Raw genomic sequence first — 17,163 nt, 5'->3', positions numbered from 1 at the left:
GAAGACAGGGGCAGTTGGGCATTACCATTGCGGCATGAGCGCATCACCAGCTTTGAAACACCCGCCAGTAAAGCGGCATTCCAACTCAAACAAGTGACTCGGCAGTTAGCGGTGCGTCCGTTGGCGATCTACGACCGAGGGTACGGCAATGCCAGTTTTGTCAACCAAACGGCAGGGATTGAGGCAGACTTGCTGCTGCGGGTTACATCCAATCGATGTGTCTATGGCGCGCCCCCAGCGTATCGAGGGCGAGGCGCACCTGCCAAGCATGGACATAAGATGAAACTCAATGACCCTGACACTTGGAGTGTCCCGGTCGAAACCGTTGAAGTCGATGATCCCAACTGGGGACGAGTGCGGGTCAGTCGTTGGAGTGCATACCATTTCCGCAAATCCCCCAAACGGGCAATGGAAGTGTTGCGCGTGGAGGTGCTGGAGACACAGAGCAGCACGCGACGCTTGGCTCCTTTGTGGTTAGTTTGGCTGGGTGAGCAGATGCCTCCGTTAGAAACCCTGTGGTTGCACTACCTCCGTCGCTTTGCCATTGAACACTGGTATCGCTTTGCCAAGCAGAGGCTATATTGGACACATCCCCAGTTCAGTTCTGTATCGGCAACCGAACAGTGGAGCAGCCTGATGCCGTTGCTCAGTTGGCAGTTGTGGTTAGCGCGAAAGGACTGTACTGACCACCCCTTGCCCTGGCAGGCACCGCAAGAAACGTTGACTCCGGGTCGGGTCGCACAAGCGTTTGCAGGCATTTTGGCAGCGATTGGCACCCCTGCTCCTGCGCCTAAACCTCGTGGTAAATCGCCAGGACGAGGCAAGGGGCACAAGCCAACTCCTCGTCCCTGCTATCCGATGGTCAAAAAACGAGCCTCGAAACGCAAGACATCCGAACAATCCCTGAACAGTCCGGTTGCAACAGCAGCTTAACTGCGAGCAGGATTGTATCCAATTCCTTAAGTTCAACTGTTATGAACGGTTGAGCAGATTCTTTATGGCATCCTGTTGAGCATTATTGTGATGCCAGTTAGTCCAAACTAAAGTTTTCCAGATCGCGCCATTCATCGGGGAAAGGGGCATTACTTTTGTGGCTACCGGGAATGCAAGCAAAACCGCCCTCGCCGGGGCGCACGTCCCGCAGTTCATAGGCGACGGCCGTCAGCCCGTTATACATCCGCCCATTGTGAACGTGGTAATACTGACAGGGGTCGTAGGGCGTGCCGCCGCCGTGGAGCCGCGTGCCGATGGGGCCGCTGCCCTGGCGGATGACGTGCGCGTAGTCGTGATCCAGCCGAAAGCCCTCGCCCAGCAGCGTTTTCAAATACGGCATCAGGGGCGGCGGGTCGATTAGGGCTTGAAACGGCGGCCCCTAGGGCAGCAGCCCGTCCCAGCGAAACCAGGTGCGGTCAGGATCATTGACAACCGCAATTTGGCGATCGAGTTCGGCATTGAGCGCGTCTAGTTGCGCCGCCGTCAGCACGTTTTCCACCACCAGATAACCCTGCAAATCAAACAAGTACCATTCCTGCTCGTTCAAAGCCGTCTCCTGCTCAGGAAATTCAAGAATTAAGGAAAAATTGGGAATTAGCTGCGGAATAGCCGTGTGTAAAGCGTTTCGTGGGCCATGCAGGCGATCGCCTGTCCCCAACTGCACGCCCCAAAGTCGTCTTCGGGTAAGACGAGCGCTGCATCGGTTGTGCGGGCGATCGCCGGAGCAAGGCTCAGCAGCAGCCGTTGCCCCGCCGTTTGCCCCAGCGGAATCAGCTTCACGCCTGCGTTGACCAAATTGCTGGCCCAACTGTGCAAATAGCCAAGGATGGCAGCCCGCGAGTCGATCTGCCAGTGGGCGGCGGCGATCGCATACACCACGGCAAAATTCACCGCAAAATTTTCGGCTGCGTTGCTGGTTTCCCCGCAGGCTTCCAAGAGCGGGGCAACGCTGGGGTCGAGATCGAGCAGCAGCCGATAGAGCGATCGCCCCATTTGCCAGCTTTGTAGCCGCAGTTCCTCTGCCTCGCGTAGCGCCGACAGCCATTGGTTCCAGTATCCTAGAGCAGGAAAACTGGGGGCGATCGCCGCTTCGTAGACCCGCGCCATCACCGCCGCCTCCAGCCGCATCGCTCCAGCCGCCAACTCTTGCTCAATCCAGTGCTGCAAGCTGGCTACATCCGACAATTGCCCCTGTGCTACCAGCGTCTCTAGCCCTTCGGAGTAGCTGTAAGCCCCCACAGGCAGCGCCGGACTCGCCAACTGCAATAGCCGCAGCAGACGCTCGCCACCCAACGCCGCTTCACACGCCATGAGAAGACTCCTGCGAACGCTTACTTGCAGGTTCATAGGAATGCTGAAAAGAACCTGCTTGAGAATTCGTTTCAGAATGCTGATCTAAAGGCTCAGAGTAGTAAATGTCCTCATCAGACTGGTCGCGTCCAGGATCATGGTCGTGGTCATGAGCGGGAGAATAGCGATGCGAATGGCGATGCGAATGGTAGCGCAAATCTTGATTTGAATGGTGGTGCGAATTGTGGTGCGAATGTCCCAGTTCCTGACCACCGAACCCCGACCCTTCATAGGCCCCCGTCTCTGGCTGAAAGGGACGCTCCTCCAGTTTCAGATGCAACCCCATTTTTCCCACCATATCTTGCAAAACGGAGTCGGGAGAAAAGCGCAGATAGGTTTCTGCGACCTCCAGCGGCACATGGCGATTGCCTAGATGATAGGCGGCTCGCAGCAGCGCCAGCGGCGTGTGGGCGGTGACGGTGACGACGGGTTCCGGTCGGGCCACCACGCGCACCCGCTCGCCCGAAGCCGCCAGCAGCACGTCCCCATCCCGCAGCACGGTTCCCCTGGGCAATTGCAGCGAGCAGGGCACGCCCTCCAAGGATTCAAAATAGTGGCGCGATCGCACTCGTTCCTCCGCCGTCAACAGCAGCGTCAACTCAGGAAACACTTCGGCAGGCAATTCGGCGCAATCGCCCGGAGCAGGGAGCCGTTGGGTGAGGACAAGCATGGCAGTAGCAATGGTCTGAGTTTTGGGTTCGCGTTCTGAGAGATTCCCCAGGGATTAGTCACGGCTTTGCGATCATCCTCAGGGTCTAAAAAGCGCTATGGAAGTAGATTACACCCGAATCAGGAGTCATCCACAGTGCTATGCAGGCTAATATCGGCTAGTGCAGCGCCAACCCTGGTCACGCCAGCGAAAACCACCGGGTCGAGCGCCAAACCGGTCAACCCTCACAACCCCAGCCCTCGTCAGGGCGTTAGTCTTGCCCTCATCGGTCGCTAAATATTGGCATTTCATAACCAGAAAGCGATTGCCTCACCCGATCAGGCATAGCCCCCAGCCAAAAAACTACCCTAAGATGGGGCTTAGAGCTAATTTGTAAAGGAGCCTGAAAGCCTTGTTAATCAAGGATTTCCGAGAAACCGCTTTTCCTGGGCAAGCATGACCTCAAAGCCACACATGCCAAGAGTTTCAGGCTTCTTAAGATTTGCTTCATAAATTAGCTCTTAAACTAATGATTCGATATTTAATTGAGAATCGTCCCATCGTTCGATGATTATTTGATGCAGCCTCTAACCCTATACAACCTGTATTCAGGGGCGCTGCGGAGTCACCTCATTTAGAGTCACTTCTTTAGAGTCAGCCACTTCACATCATCAAGGAGCCGCTTGTGAGTCTAGAAACCCTTGTCTCGCCGCCGATTGCCGCTGCAAGTCCCTACTCCCCCACCGAGTTCGATGCCTATGTCATCAATAGCTATGCTCGTTTTCCCATCGTGCTGGAGCGAGGCGCAGGTTGCCGCGTGTGGGACAGCGAAGGACGCGATTATCTGGACTTTGTGGCGGGCATTGCCACCTGCACACTGGGCCATGCCCACCCGGCTATGGTGAACGCAGTCAATCGCCAGATTCAAAAGCTGCACCACGTTTCCAACCTGTTCTACATCCCAGAGCAGGGCGACTTGGCAAAATGGCTGGTCGAGCATTCCTGCGCCGATCGCGTATTTTTCTGCAACTCTGGCGCAGAGGCGAACGAAGGCGCAATTAAACTGGCGCGGAAGTATGCCCATACCGTGCGCGGCATCGCCAACCCGATCGTGCTGACGGCTCATGCCAGCTTCCACGGGCGCACTCTGGCCACTATCACTGCCACTGGTCAGCCGAAGTATCAGAAGAACTTTGACCCGCTGATGCCGGGGTTTCACTACGTTCCCTACAACGATATTGCAGCCCTAGAAGCGGCGATCGCCCAACTGGATGCCGACCAACCCCAAGTGGCGGCCATTATGCTGGAGGCGCTCCAGGGCGAAGGTGGCGTGCGGCCGGGCGATCGCGCTTATTTTCAGCGGATTCGCGAAATCTGCGATGAAAAAGGGATTCTGCTCATTCTGGACGAAGTGCAGGTCGGCATGGGCCGCAGCGGGCAACTGTGGGGCTATGAGAACCTGGGCATCGAACCCGACATTTTCACCTCGGCTAAAGGACTGGGCGGCGGCATCCCCATTGGCGCGATGCTCTGCAAGTCGTTTTGCGACATCTTTCAACCGGGTGATCACGCCAGCACCTTTGGTGGCAACCCCTTTGCCTGTGGCGTGGCGCTAACAGTGTGCGAAACTTTGGAGCGCGACAACTTGTTGCAAAACGTGCAGGAGCGGGGCGAACAACTGCGGGAGGGGCTGCGGGCGATCGCCCAGCAATATCCAGCACTCGTCGCAGAAGTGCGCGGCTGGGGCCTGATCAACGGTCTGGTGCTGAAGGAAGAAACTGCTACCGTGTCGGCGGATATCGTAAAAGCGGCGATCGCCCAAGGGCTGCTGCTCGTTCCCGCTGGCCCGAAGGTGGTGCGCTTTGTGCCACCGCTGATCGTCACCGCTGCGGAAATTGAGCAAGCCCTCGGACGGCTGAATCAGTCCCTGAGCAACTTGTCTCTTTAGGGCTGAGGCGTTGGTTTTAGGCAACCAGTCCACCTTGCTTCGGGTCAATTTTCGGGTCAATACCGCCCAACCCGAAGCAAGGTCGCAGATGCCCTGAAACTTTTCTGGGAAATCTTTTGAGAAATTTGTGTGAGAAATTTGTGGAAGAGTCCCCTCTACCCGTGCTACGATTATCAATCGTGGGATGGACGGGTCGGTGCCCGAGTGGTTAATGGGGGCGGACTGTAAATCCGCTGGCTACGCCTACGCTGGTTCGAATCCAGCCCGGCCCATCCCCCGATTGCCCGTGTAGCTCAGTGGTAGAGCACACCCTTGGTAAGGGTGAGGTCATGAGTTCAATCCTCATCACGGGCTTAGCCTAAAAGCCTTATGTATCAAGCCTCTAACGCTTCCTGTTAGGGGCTTTCTTGTTGGTACGAATTACCAACCTGGGACAGCTAGGGACAGGTTTTTCCCATCCTCCCCCTAAAATTGGTTATCGATTTGGTATGGCGGTTTTGGGTTTTTATGCGATCGCGGCTGCGGTGGAGGCTTTTAACGGAATGCTGCGCTTGCGGTGGAGCCATTCAGGAAAACGGTAAACTGCTCAACACGCTTCGCTTGTCCTGTTTTTAACCACCACAACACCTGCACTTTACGGCGCTGAGATGCCCGTTGCTGTTGTTCCAAGACGGCTTTTAGTTCTTCTGCTGTTTCAGCGATATCGATATCGATTTTAAGGACTCCACTCATAGCGGCTAGCTTTGGCATCTTCTTATATGCAGCAGATCTTTGGAGATTTGATATTATATGAAACCTCCACGTAACGTTCCCAAACACGTTTCCTAGACAAGCTTCCTAGACAAGCTTCCCAGACACGCTTCCCAGACAATTCCTCGCTGGCTCACTCCTGAGCCTCAATTTCTAGCGTGGTATGGAGTTCTGAGCTTGCGCCGATGCCTGTTTTGAGTGTGCCGCTGAGGGGGGCTGCATCCCGGTAGCTGGAGCTGGCCACTAGGGCAATGTAGCGATCGCCCACTGCCAGATTCTGTGTTGGGTCATAGCCACGCCAGCCTGCGCCAGGGAGGTACACCTCTGCCCAGGCGTGCAGTTCGGGATCGTTACCTGCGTCGGCTTCCTGATAGCCGCTAACGAACCGCGCCGCCAGCCCCACAGCCCGACACACTTCCGTAAATAGCACCGTCAGGTCGCGGCAAGACCCCGCCTCCTTGCCCCAGGTGACGCTCGGCGGAAATGGCTCGCCTGTCTCGCGAATGATATGGCGACAGTTGGCATGAATTTGCTGGTTCAACTGCCAAAGAAAGGTAACGGGGTTTCCGTCCGTTTGCAGCCACAGGTCGTTGGCCAACTGGAGGGCAATCGGGTCAAGGGCGGGCAGTCCAGCCGCCGAGGTAGCCAGATAGGGCTGAAGTTGTCGATACAGCGAAATGGGATAATCGATGGGCAGGCGGCTGGCCCAGGGTTCCAGCAAAAAGTCAAAGGGATTGGTGCGAAAGGTTTCCACCTCCGAAATCGTCGTCAGCTGAAACTGCTCCAGCGGTTCATCGCCAAACGTCAGCTTGAGGACGCTATTTCCCTCCAAATCCAGGTTCTCGGCTACGCGCTCTGGCACCGGCTCTACCGTCAGCGAAAAGTTGTGCAAGATCTGCGTCACATCGCTGCGCGGCCGCAGCCGAACCCAATGCGGGGCAAGCGTCACCGGGCGATCGTATCGATAAGTTGTCGTGTGGCGAATCCAATAGCGCATGGCGGCGAGCGAGGAGTTAGGACTGGCAGAATGCCGTTATCGAAGCCTGGATGATTGGGACATTGCTGTGACTTTGATGACGCTTTGGCTGTGGGTTCGGCTGGATTTTTCCAGATTGGTCGGGGGGATACGGCAATTTCGCCTCCAAGGCTCCCGATCTCCGATCGTAGCGATGGGCAGAATCGTCCAAAATATAACTGAAGAATTTCTTTTCTGCTGTGACTCAGTTTCCGCCTCGCGACTCATCTACTGCGCCGCCCTCTGGCTTGATTCCCCTGGGAATGCAAGATACACATTTTCAGCGGGCGCGGGCCAGCCTGCGACAAGCCATCGGACGCTATACCCAAAAGGCGCGATCGCCCCGACGAGGCGCAGGAGATGTGGAGCTTCAGGCCTCCCTCAAAACCGATTTGAACCAGCTTTCAGCCGCGCTGGACAAGCTGAATTGCAGCCTGCTGAGGATTGCAGTGTTTGGTCTGGTGAGCCGGGGCAAATCGGCGGTGATTAACGGACTCATCGGGCAAAAGCTATTGCCGACCGGGCCGATCAACGGCGTGACCCAGTATCCCCGCTCGGTCTATTGGGCGCTGCCGGAGAGCGACCTGCGGGTGGAACTTATCGACACGCCAGGGCTGGATGAAGTGGGCGGGCAGACGCGGGCTGAGATGGCGCGGGACGTGGCTAATCAGGCCGACCTAATTTTGTTTGTCATTGCAGGCGATATTACACGCACAGAATATCAAGCATTGGCAGAACTGCAAGCGGCCCACAAGCCCATGCTGCTGGTGTTTAACAAGGCAGATTTGTATCCTGACCAAGATCGGGACGCGATTTACCAGAAGCTGAGAATTCTGTTTGCAGAAGGGGGCGATCGCGGTCGTCCGTTTCTCATGCCGGAGGACGTGGTGCGTGTGTCGGCGGAGCCTGCGCCCGTGCAGGTGCGAGTGGAGTGGCCCGACGGCAGCGTGACGCACGAATGGGAGTCGCCACCGCCGCAAGTGGAGGAGCTGCGGGCGCTGCTGGTAGACATTATCCAAAAGGAAGGCAAGTCGCTGCTGGCGCTAAATGCGCTGCGGCAGGCGCGAGAAACGGAGCAGGGCATCGCCCGCAAAGCCCTGAAGCTAAACCAGGAGCAGGCGGAGGAGTTGATCTGGAAATTTGCCAAGTGGAAGGCGATCGCCATCGGCGTGAACCCCATTGCGATTCTTGATCTCGCGGGCGGGGCTGTGACCGATCTGGTGATGATCCGCAATCTGGCAAAGCTCTACGGCCTACCCATGACCAGCTTTGAGGCGGGCAAACTGCTCCAGGCGATTTTGTGGAGTTCGGGCAGTCTGCTGCTGGGTGAAGTGGGCAGCGGCTTGCTCTTGGGGGCGGGCAAGAGTGCGTCGGCGGTGGGCGCGATGTTCGACAGCGTCGGGGGTCTAATGGCCTACGGCAGTGCGGCGGTGGCTCAGGGGGCGATCGCCGGATACGGTTCCTACCGCGTAGGCAAGGCTGCCCAGGCCTACCTGGAACGCGGCTGTACTTGGGGGCCGGACGGGCCCAACACGGTAATTCAGGACATCCTCAGCCAAGTAGACGAAGATACAGTCATGTACCGACTCCAGCGGGAATTGGGCGGATAGCAAAAAACTAGGAAAAAAGTAAGAAAAGCGTAAAAAACGCCCCCGCAATCGCAGGGGGCGCTTACAAAGTTCAGCAACTAGTCAGCAACTAATTGCCAACACTAGTCGGCAGACTAGTCGATATCCGGCATTGCCAACACCGGCTCAGACTCGCGGTCGATACCCTTCTCAAAGCCAGCCGCCGCAGCACGGGCGCGACCCGCATGCCACAGGTGACCCACCAGGAAGAAGAACGCCAGCACAAAGTGAGACGTTGCCAGCCAGGCGCGAGGCGACACAAAGTTTACCGAGTTAATTTCGGTCGCCACACCGCCCACAGAGTTCAGGGAACCCAGCGGCGCGTGAGTCATGTACTCAGCCGCGCGGCGAGCTTGCCAAGGCTGAATGTCATTCTTGATCTTATCCAGATCTAGACCATTGGGACCACGCAGCGGCTCCAGCCAGGGGCCCTGGAAGTCCCAGAAGCGCATGGTTTCACCGCCGAAGATGATTTCACCCGTCGGAGAGCGCATCAGGTACTTACCCAGACCTGTGGGGCCCTGAGCAGAACCCACGTTTGCACCCAAGCGCTGGTCACGGATCAGAAAGGTGAGAGCTTGAGCCTGCGACGCTTCGGGGCCGGTGGGGCCGAAGAACTCGCTAGGATAAACCGTGTTATTGTACCAAACCATCGTGGAAGCCACAAAGCCCATCAGCGACAGAGCGCCCAGGCTATAAGACAGGTAAGCTTCACCCGACCAGATAAAGGCGCGGCGCACCCAGCCGAACGGCTTGGTCAGGATGTGCCAGACACCACCTGCGATGCAGATGAAGCCGACCCAGATGTGGCCACCGATTACGTCTTCCATGTTGTTGACGCTGACGATCCAGCCTTCGCCGCCAAAGGGAGACTTCAGCAGGTAGCCAAAAATCGTCACTGGGTTCAGCGTCGGGTTGGTGATAACGCGAACGTCACCGCCACCCGGTGCCCAGGTGTCATACACACCACCGAAGAACATAGCCTTAAACACCAGCAGGAAGGCACCCAGACCCAGCAGGATCAGGTGATACCCGATGATGTTGGTCATCTGGTTCTTATCCTTCCAGTCGTATCCAAAGAAGGAAGAGTATTCTTCCAGCGTTTCGGGGCCACGAACGGCATGGTAAATCCCGCCCAGACCCAGAACAGCAGAGGAAATCAGGTGCAGCACACCCACCACAAAGTAGGGGAAGGTATCCAGCACTTCACCGCCAGGGCCCACGCCCCAACCCAGCGTTGCCAGGTGAGGCAGCAGAATTAGCCCTTGCTCATACATGGGCTTCTCAGGCACGAAGTGAGCCACTTCAAACAGCGTCATCGCGCCTGCCCAGAAGACAATCAGACCAGCGTGGGCAACATGAGCGCCCAACAGCTTTCCAGAAAGATTAATTAGACGGGCGTTGCCAGCCCACCAGGCAAACCCGGAGGATTCCTGGTCGCGGTTTCCGGCAACCATTGAGCTACTAGAGAGCGTTACCACGGGGCAGTACCTCTTCAGGGAATACAAAGTTTTCGTGAGGCTGGTCTTGCGGAGCCATCCAGGCGCGGATGCCCTCGTTCAGCAGAATGTTCTTGGTGTAGAACGTCTCAAACTCCGGGTCTTCCGCCGCGCGAATCTCCTGCGACACAAAGTCATACGCCCGCAGGTTCAGCGCCAAGCCCGCAATCCCAATGCTCGCCATCCACAGACCCGTGACCGGCACAAACAGCATGAAGAAGTGCAGCCAGCGCTTGTTGGAAAACGCAATCCCGAAAATCTGAGACCAGAAGCGGTTGGCGGTCACCATCGAGTAGGTCTCTTCTGCCTGTGTCGGGTTGAAGGCGCGGAAGGTGTTCGCCTTGTCGCCGTCTTCGTACAGGGTGTTCTCCACGGTCGCTCCGTGGATGGCGCACAACAGCGCACCCCCCAGGATGCCGGCCACGCCCATCATGTGGAACGGGTTCAGGGTGAAGTTGTGGAAGCCTTGCACGAATAGGATGAATCGGAAGATGGCGGCAACGCCAAAGCTGGGGGCGAAGAACCAGCCCGATTGTCCTAGCGGGTACAGCAGAAATACGCTGACAAACACGGCGATGGGACCGGAGAATGCCAGGGCGTTGTACGGACGGATGCCCACTAGACGGGCAATCTCAAACTGTCGCAGCATGAAGCCGATCAGTCCGAATGCGCCGTGCAGAGCGACAAAGGTCCACAAGCCGCCTAGTTGACACCAGCGGGTGAAGTTCCACTGGGCTTCGGGGCCCCACAAAAACAACAGGCTGTGTCCCAGGCTGTTGGGCGGGGTGGATACGGCGGCGGTCAAAAAGTTGCAGCCCTCTAGGTAGGAACTGGCGATGCCGTGGGTGTACCAGGAGGTGACGAAGGTGGTGCCGGTCAGCCAGCCTCCCAGCGCCAGGTAGGCGCAGGGGAATAGCAGAATGCCTGACCATCCTACGAAGACAAATCGGTCGCGCTTTAGCCAGTCGTCGAGAACGTCAAACCATCCTCGCTGGGCTTGCGCTCTTCCCATTGCTACGGTCATTTCATAACCTCTTAATATGGCGCAAAGTCCAATCCTCTCACGGTGTGACTCTGTTTGACCAGAATCAGCGGCCCGATTGGAGTGGTGTGACTCAACTTGGTTTTAGGGAAACAGAACCCAAGCAGGTACTTATACCTAGCTTTCAATTCACCAAGCCAGTTTAGATTTGTCTATATGATAAGTACATACGAAAATTTTTACAATCCGATACGTACCTCTCATTTCAGATTTTGCATCTTTGGCTGAACCCGAAATGGCTGGATTTCTCTGGATACCGGGTTGTGGAGACTCTCCAAGAACGCTGTAAAAACCTGAGAGAGATTGGAAGGAAATTAAGCCGGTCGTAAACCGAGCTAGCGCTGGGCCTGAGCTTTGAGAGTTATTCGCTGGATTTAGACAAGGCTAGTGCGAATGTTGTTGAGGAGAGATCTGCTCCGGCTGAGGGGCCAGATGTGCAGCATAATCGAGATTGAGGTGCTTTGCTTCTCAGCCAGATATCCAGTAGATATCAAATAGGACTTATGCACTTGCGCTTAAATTTTCTGGGTTTTAGACGATTTTTTGCGGGCGCAGCCCGCAAAAAATCGTCTAACCGCGTAAGTCCTATCAAAATCAATTCAATCTGAACACATTAAAAACGACCTGGGAAATTGAGAGTATGACCGCATCCAGTGTGTCCACCGAGAGCCGCGTGCTGCGGAAGACGGTTGTGGGGTCTCGCCGCCTGAGCAACTATTGGTGGGCGACGGTAATTTTGGGCGGAGGACTGGGCTTTTTGCTGTCCAGCATTTCCAGCTATTTGAAAGTCAATCTGCTGCCGTTTTCTGACCCAACGCAGCTCGTTTTTATTCCGCAGGGGCTGGTGATGGGGTTTTACGGCGTGTTGGCGCTGCTGCTGGCGACCTATCTGTGGCTGGTGATTTTGTGGGATGTGGGCGGCGGCTATAACGAGTTCAACCGGGATACGGGGATGCTGACGATTTTTCGGTCGGGCTTTCCGGGCAAGAACCGCAAAATTGAAGTCACTCATAAGTTAGAGGACGTGCAGGCGATTCGCGTGCAGATTAAAGAAGGACTCAACCCGAAGCGATCGCTCTACCTGCGGATCAAAGGCAAGGGCGACATTCCCCTGACGCGGGTGGGACAACCGATGGCGCTGGCAGAACTGGAAACCGAAGGCGCTGAACTGGCGCGGTTTTTGGGTGTGCCGCTGGAAGGTCTGTAGCAAGTTGAGTGAGCTAGTTTAGGAGCTAGGAGACGCGCAATGAGACAGAAAATGGGGCGGTGGTTCGCCCTGGTTGGACTGGTTGGCCTGATGCTAATTGGAGGCTGTTCGGGGGCGAATACAGACAACGCTAGTTCTGGTACTGCATCTGGCGACTCGGCGATCGCCCAATCGCCCGTCCTCACGCCCGCTCCCGGCCCAGCTACGCCCTACGCAAACCTGGCACGACTGGACGGCGAAGCGACCGTCGAAATTCGGGTCAAGGGGTCGCCCATTGAAATCCAGGTGAACGGCCAGGATGCACCGATTACCGCTGGAAATTTCGTCGATTTGGTGAATCGCGGGGTCTACGACGGGCTGATGTTTCATCGCGTGGTACGAGAGCCAGAGCCGTTTGTGGTGCAGGGCGGCGACCCCCAGAGCAAAGATGCCAGTGTGCCCCTGGGGATGCTGGGTACGGGCAGCTTTATTGACCCTGCCACCTCTAGCCCGCGCTACATTCCGCTAGAAATCAAGCCCGCTGGTGCAGCGGAACCCGTGTATGGGAAAACACTGGAGCCTGGAACCGCGCCCGTGCTGAAACACACGCGAGGGGCGGTGGCAATGGCGCGATCGCAGTTTCCTGACTCGGCTTCGTCGCAGTTTTATTTCACCCTGGCGGATCTGGGCTTTCTGGATGGGCAGTATGCTGTGTTTGGCTATGTAACCCGCGGGATGGACGTGGTGGACGAGATTCAGCAGGGCGATCGCATCGAGACGGCCCGCGTTACCGCAGGGTTGGAAAACCTGAAGACGGGTGGCTAAGGGCACACAGTTTTTTATCCCGCGAACTTTACTCCTGTGAGCAACCGATGGGACTTGCCGAAACCCTCCTGTCTGCCTTGCCTGATAACCCACTAGTGGGGCTGCGCCGAGCCGATGCCCTGTGGCAAGCCTATCGAGAGGGCAGGATTCCCTGTCCCACTGTCATAACTGAATCCTCAGAGCCGCTGGGCGAAACCGAGTGGGACGTGGTAATTTGCGGCGGCACGCTGGGGCTGCTGATGGGCTGTGCGCTGGTACGGCGGGGCTGGCGGGTGGCGCTGCTGGAGCGGGGCATTTTGCAGGGGCGCGACCAAGAGTGGAATATTTCGCGGCGAGAACTGGCGGTGCTAGTCCACCTGCATCTGCTGAGTCCGGCAGAACTGGAGGGGGCGATCGCCAGTGAATATAATCCTGCCCGCATCGCCTTTCAGGGCGGCACCGAACTCTGGGTGCGAGACGTGCTGAATGTGGGCGTGAGTCCCCGACAGTTGCTCGAAACGCTGAAAGCAAAATTTCTGGCAGCAGGCGGGCAGTTGTTCGAGCAGACGGGGTTCGCAGCGGCGACGGTTCACCCGGATGGCGTGGCAGTGCAGGCTGGCAACGGGTTCAAAACGCGGCTGCTGCTAGACGCGATGGGGCACTTTTCGCCCATTAGCCAGCAGGCAAGAGGCGGACAGAAGCCGGATGCGGTTTGTATGGTGGTGGGCACCTGCGCTCAGGGCTTTCCGCACAACGAAACGGGCGACCTGTTTGCCTCCATCACGCCGATTGAAAACCAGTGTCAATATTTTTGGGAGGCGTTTCCCGCCCGCGACGGCAGAACAACGTATCTCTTCACCTATCTGGACGCACACCCCAGCCGCCCCAGCCTGGAGCAGTTGTTTGACGAGTATTTTCGGCTATTGCCGCAGTATCAGGGGGTGGCGCTGGAGGCGCTAAACATTAGGCGATCGCTCTATGGCTTTTTTCCCTGCTATCGCCAAAGTCCGCTCCAGCCCAAGTGGAGCCGAATTTTGCCCATCGGCGACAGCAGCGGCGGCCAATCTCCCCTCAGCTTTGGCGGCTTTGGAGCGATGCTGCGCCACTTGCCCCGGCTGGCAGACGGCATCCACCAGGCTCTAGCAACCGACCAACTCCACCGTTCTGCCCTAGCGCTGCTGCAACCCTACCAACCCAATCTCTCTGTGACCTGGCTGTTTCAGCGGGCCATGAGCGTCGGGGTTGACCAGACCGTACCGCCTGACCGGATTAATCAACTGCTCTCGGCGGTGTTTGCCGATATGGCCGCGCTGGGTGACCCCGTGCTGCGGCCCTTTTTGCAAGACGTGGTGCAGTTTCCCGCGTTGGCCCAAGCCATGCTGCGAACCTCAGTAGCACACCCCCGCATTGTGCTGCAAATCATTCCGCAGGTGGGGCTGGGCACTCTCGCGAGCTGGCTCTGGCATTATGCCAACCTGGGGCTATACGCGGGCCTAGACCAAATCGGGCAGTTGCACAAGCGTTTTGGAGGCATATCGCTCCGCCCCTGGAGCAAGACGCTGCCGCCCCCCTGGCGCTATCGCATCTCACGCTGGCTAGATGCCTGGAAGTATGGGTCGGGAGGAGATTATGAGCAGGAAGATTAGGGAGAATAGGCAGCTCCCAGAACCTCGCTCTCCCTTCTATGCTCCCATTCCCATCCCCCCATCCTTCCATGCCCCCCTCTCGTTTCCTTTTCCACATCACCCGCCGATACCCCGGCTGGATCGGGCTGACGGTGCTGCTAGGGCTGCTGGGGGGCGTGTTTAATGGCGTGAGTACGGCGCTGATTGTGCCCGTGCTGCTAAATTTTTTGGGACAGCCTGTGCCGCTGCGGGGGCTGCCGGAGGCGATTCAGCGGCTGCTGAGTCCGTTTGAAAATCTACCGGAAGGGCAGCGGCTGTGGGTAATGACGGTGGCAGTGGTGCTGCTAATCGGGCTGAAAAATCTGGCGGCCTATGGCAATGCACTGGTAGCGGGGGCGCTGAAGCGAGTGCTGGTGACGGATTGGCGCGAGGCGGGGCTGCGGCTGCTGCTGTCGGTGGATCTGAGTTTTTTTGCGGGCAGCAGTCTGGGCGACGTGATGAACCAGCTCAACGTAGAGGTGAATCGCTCGGCGACGGCCGTGGCGACGGCGGTGCGGGGGCTGACTACGGGTATCACGATTCTGGTCTTTCTGGGGCTGCTGCTGGCGCTGTCGTGGCCGCTGACGCTGGTGGCGGCGGGGCTGCTGGCGGGGGTAACGCTGGTGAATCAAATGAGCGTAGCGCGATCGCGCCAGTATGGGGAAGCCCTGTCGGAAGCCTCAAAGCATTACTCCGTCGCCCTGCTGGACGTGCTGACCGGGATGCGGCTGGTGCGGGCATCGGCGACGGAAGACCAAGAATATGCCCGACTGCGGCGGCGGGTGCGCGATCGCGAACGGGCCGAGTATCAATCCTTGGCTAGCTCAGCGGCGATCGCCCCCCTCAGCGAAGTCGTCGGCGTAGTGGCGCTGATTCTGATTGTGTGGATTGGGCGCACGTTTTTGGCAGCGGAAATGCAGACGCTTTCCACAGTGCTGCTGACGTTTTTGCTGCTGCTGTTTCGGATGCTGCCGCTGCTGGCCCAGCTCAACACCGCCCGCAACCAGTTCGCCAACGCCCTGCCCAGCATCCAGCAGTCGCAAGCCTTTTTGGAGCGCCACGACAAGCCGTTTATGCAGAATGGCACGATTCCTTTTACTGGTCTGCGGCAGGGCATTCGGTTTCGGGATGTGTCTTTTAGCTACACAGCAGGCGACTCCCGCAGGGATCGCTTCGCAAATCGCACCAGTGGTGGGGCACAAAATCGCAATGGCCCTGCGGAACCAGATCGCTTCGTGCTGGAACACATATCGCTGGAACTGCCCAAGGGCACGACGCTGGCGCTAGTGGGTGCATCTGGCGCGGGCAAATCGACCCTGGCGGATCTGCTGCCCCGCTTTTATGACCCGACGCTGGGCGCAGTGGAGCTAGACGGCATCGACCTGCGGCAGTTTGACCTGAAAACTGTGCGGCGGGCGATGGGCATCATCAGCCAGGACACGATTTTGTTCAACGCTTCGGTGCGCGACAACATTGCCTACGGCTGTCCCGACGCAACCGAAGCACAGGTGTGGCAGGCGGCAAAACTCGCCTATGCCGATGAGTTTATCCGGCAGTTGCCGAGCGGGCTGGACACCCTGATTGGCGATCGCGGCCTGCTGCTCTCTGGGGGACAGCGCCAGCGGCTGGCGATCGCCCGCGCCCTGCTGCAAAATCCCGAAATCCTCATCCTCGACGAAGCCACCAGCGCCCTCGACACCGTATCCGAACGGCTTGTGCAGGCCGCCATCGAAGCCCTTAGCCGCGATCGCACGACCCTGGTCATCGCCCATCGCCTCTCCACCGTGCAGCGGGCCGACCAAATCGCCGTCCTCGACCAGGGCCGCGTGGTGGAGTTGGGCACTCACGAGAACTTGCTGCGGCAAAACGGCTACTACGCCCGCCTCTGCGCTCTCCAGTTTGCCGACGAAATGGCCCCCAGCGCCAGCGCCGTACCCACCCAGCTAGCCCGCCGCTCCTACGAAATCCGCAATCGGCTCAACGCCATGATCGGCTCCCTGCGGCTGCTGGTCGATGGCATTGTGACAGACCCCGACGAGCAGATTGAACTCACCGAAGAAGCCTACTACTCCACGCTCAACGTGCTTCGTAGTCTGGAGGCGCTGGAACGCGGCTATGAAGGCAAGTCGGATTGAGCAATTTTCAGAGGGAATCTTTCAGAGAACCAGGGATCAGGTCTAAACACTGGCTGAATCTGGGCTTCCACGGCTTTTGGGGCTTCCAGAGCTTTTGGGGCTTCCAGAGCTTCCAGGCTTCCCAGCCCGCCGCTTGGCTGCGCGTAGAATAGGACGAAAACTTTGCGATCGCCAAAAATTCCCCACACGGGGAATGAGGCTGACCGATGCGGCCGAGCAAATTGGAACTATAGCGAGTTTGCATCGCAGAAAACAGCTTCAACCAATCACAGATCCAATCCATCAACGCAACAGCTTTCGAGCCAATGTTGAAACCGTTTAAGCCAATATTTCTGACCGTTGCATAAAAACTCGCGTCGAACCTGACATCTCAATCGAGCCTGTAGTCCCCAAATTGCGCTCAAGAAATCTGACTGAGAAATCTGACTGAGAAGAAGATGTTTGAAAAGTCCTACTGTTTGTAGCAAAGCGTGCAAAACCCCCCTAAATCCCCCTTCAAA

At 57.6% G+C, this 17,163-nt stretch carries 15 protein-coding genes, 2 tRNA genes and 1 pseudogene; 9 read left to right on the top strand and 9 right to left on the bottom strand.

Annotated elements, in window-relative coordinates:
• Window positions 1-27: 27 nt before the first annotated feature.
• Window positions 28-933: a transposase gene (locus HPC62_RS23545; RefSeq protein ID WP_172357841.1), complete on the top strand. Its 906-nt coding sequence runs from the start codon at window positions 28-30 to the stop codon at window positions 931-933.
• A 97-nt stretch (window positions 934-1,030) separates the two neighbouring features.
• On the opposite strand, the gene HPC62_RS23200 is transcribed toward HPC62_RS23545, so the two are convergent.
• From HPC62_RS23200 to ureE, 4 genes and pseudogenes are all read right to left on the bottom strand, one after another.
• Window positions 1,031-1,333 carry a phytanoyl-CoA dioxygenase family protein gene (locus tag HPC62_RS23200; RefSeq protein WP_216655281.1) on the bottom strand — a complete coding sequence of 101 codons (303 nt, stop codon included), beginning with the start codon at window positions 1,331-1,333 and terminating at the stop codon, window positions 1,031-1,033.
• A 39-nt stretch (window positions 1,334-1,372) separates the two neighbouring features.
• Window positions 1,373-1,540 (bottom strand): phytanoyl-CoA dioxygenase family protein, encoded by a 168-nt coding sequence (locus HPC62_RS23195; RefSeq protein ID WP_216655280.1) that lies wholly within the window; start codon window positions 1,538-1,540, stop codon window positions 1,373-1,375.
• Window positions 1,541-1,587: 47 nt separating this feature from the next.
• Window positions 1,588-2,304, bottom strand: coding sequence for an urease accessory protein UreF (locus HPC62_RS17875; protein ID WP_172357839.1), 717 nt, complete (start codon window positions 2,302-2,304; stop codon window positions 1,588-1,590).
• A 214-nt stretch (window positions 2,305-2,518) separates the two neighbouring features.
• A pseudogene (ureE, locus tag HPC62_RS23765) lies at window positions 2,519-3,013 on the bottom strand (urease accessory protein UreE); the annotation flags it as partial.
• Window positions 3,014-3,677: 664 nt separating this feature from the next.
• On the opposite strand from ureE, the gene HPC62_RS17865 reads away from it, so the two are divergent.
• The 3 genes from HPC62_RS17865 to HPC62_RS17855 all read left to right on the top strand — a co-directional run bounded on the left by HPC62_RS17865 (window position 3,678) and on the right by HPC62_RS17855 (window position 5,294).
• Window positions 3,678-4,940: an aspartate aminotransferase family protein gene (locus tag HPC62_RS17865; protein WP_172357835.1), complete on the top strand. Its 1,263-nt coding sequence runs from the start codon at window positions 3,678-3,680 to the stop codon at window positions 4,938-4,940.
• 190 nt (window positions 4,941-5,130) lie between these two features.
• Window positions 5,131-5,212 (top strand) — tRNA-Tyr (locus tag HPC62_RS17860).
• A 10-nt stretch (window positions 5,213-5,222) separates the two neighbouring features.
• Window positions 5,223-5,294 (top strand) — tRNA-Thr (locus HPC62_RS17855).
• A 180-nt stretch (window positions 5,295-5,474) separates the two neighbouring features.
• Here HPC62_RS17855 and HPC62_RS17850 read toward each other — a convergent pair.
• Window positions 5,475-5,672: a hypothetical protein gene (locus tag HPC62_RS17850; RefSeq protein WP_172357833.1), complete on the bottom strand. Its 198-nt coding sequence runs from the start codon at window positions 5,670-5,672 to the stop codon at window positions 5,475-5,477.
• 151 nt (window positions 5,673-5,823) lie between these two features.
• Entirely contained in the window at window positions 5,824-6,687 is an 864-nt protein-coding gene (locus HPC62_RS17845) for a transglutaminase family protein (RefSeq protein WP_172357831.1), read from the bottom strand.
• A 281-nt stretch (window positions 6,688-6,968) separates the two neighbouring features.
• Here HPC62_RS17845 and HPC62_RS17840 point away from each other — a divergent pair, with 281 nt between their 5' ends.
• The gene (locus HPC62_RS17840; RefSeq protein WP_172359023.1) at window positions 6,969-8,315 is read left to right on the top strand and encodes a GTP-binding protein; all 1,347 of its coding nucleotides are present in this window, start codon (window positions 6,969-6,971) and stop codon (window positions 8,313-8,315) included.
• A gap of 113 nt (window positions 8,316-8,428) precedes the next feature.
• Here the strand turns inward: HPC62_RS17840 and psbC are convergent, their stop codons facing one another.
• Entirely contained in the window at window positions 8,429-9,814 is a 1,386-nt protein-coding gene (gene psbC, locus HPC62_RS17835) for a photosystem II reaction center protein CP43 (RefSeq protein ID WP_172357829.1), read from the bottom strand.
• Window positions 9,798-10,856, bottom strand: a complete 1,059-nt coding sequence (gene psbD, locus HPC62_RS17830; RefSeq protein WP_172357827.1) for a photosystem II D2 protein (photosystem q(a) protein) — start codon at window positions 10,854-10,856, stop codon at window positions 9,798-9,800. The genes psbC and psbD overlap by 17 nt, the downstream gene beginning before the upstream one ends.
• Before the next feature lie 658 nt (window positions 10,857-11,514).
• Between psbD and HPC62_RS17825 the strand changes: the two genes are divergently transcribed.
• The 4 genes from HPC62_RS17825 to HPC62_RS17810 all read left to right on the top strand — a co-directional run bounded on the left by HPC62_RS17825 (window position 11,515) and on the right by HPC62_RS17810 (window position 16,663).
• A complete protein-coding gene (locus HPC62_RS17825) occupies window positions 11,515-12,081 on the top strand; it encodes a photosystem I assembly protein Ycf4 (RefSeq protein WP_172357825.1) in 567 nt (188 codons plus the stop codon).
• Between the two features lie 39 nt (window positions 12,082-12,120).
• Window positions 12,121-12,885 (top strand): peptidylprolyl isomerase, encoded by a 765-nt coding sequence (locus HPC62_RS17820; RefSeq protein ID WP_172357823.1) that lies wholly within the window; start codon window positions 12,121-12,123, stop codon window positions 12,883-12,885.
• 47 nt (window positions 12,886-12,932) lie between these two features.
• A complete protein-coding gene (locus tag HPC62_RS17815; protein WP_172357821.1) occupies window positions 12,933-14,510 on the top strand; it encodes an NAD(P)/FAD-dependent oxidoreductase in 1,578 nt (525 codons plus the stop codon).
• A 68-nt stretch (window positions 14,511-14,578) separates the two neighbouring features.
• On the top strand, window positions 14,579-16,663 hold the full coding sequence (locus tag HPC62_RS17810) for an ABC transporter ATP-binding protein (protein WP_172357819.1): 2,085 nt from the start codon (window positions 14,579-14,581) through the stop codon (window positions 16,661-16,663).
• A 7-nt stretch (window positions 16,664-16,670) separates the two neighbouring features.
• On the opposite strand, the gene HPC62_RS17805 is transcribed toward HPC62_RS17810, so the two are convergent.
• A complete protein-coding gene (locus tag HPC62_RS17805; RefSeq protein WP_172357818.1) occupies window positions 16,671-16,907 on the bottom strand; it encodes a hypothetical protein in 237 nt (78 codons plus the stop codon).
• Window positions 16,908-17,163: the final 256 nt, after the last annotated feature.

Origin of the sequence: Thermoleptolyngbya sichuanensis A183, assembly GCF_013177315.1 — a bacterium.
GTDB lineage: Bacteria > Cyanobacteriota > Cyanobacteriia > Elainellales > Elainellaceae > Thermoleptolyngbya > Thermoleptolyngbya sichuanensis.
This window is presented reverse-complemented; position numbering and strand designations above follow the sequence as displayed.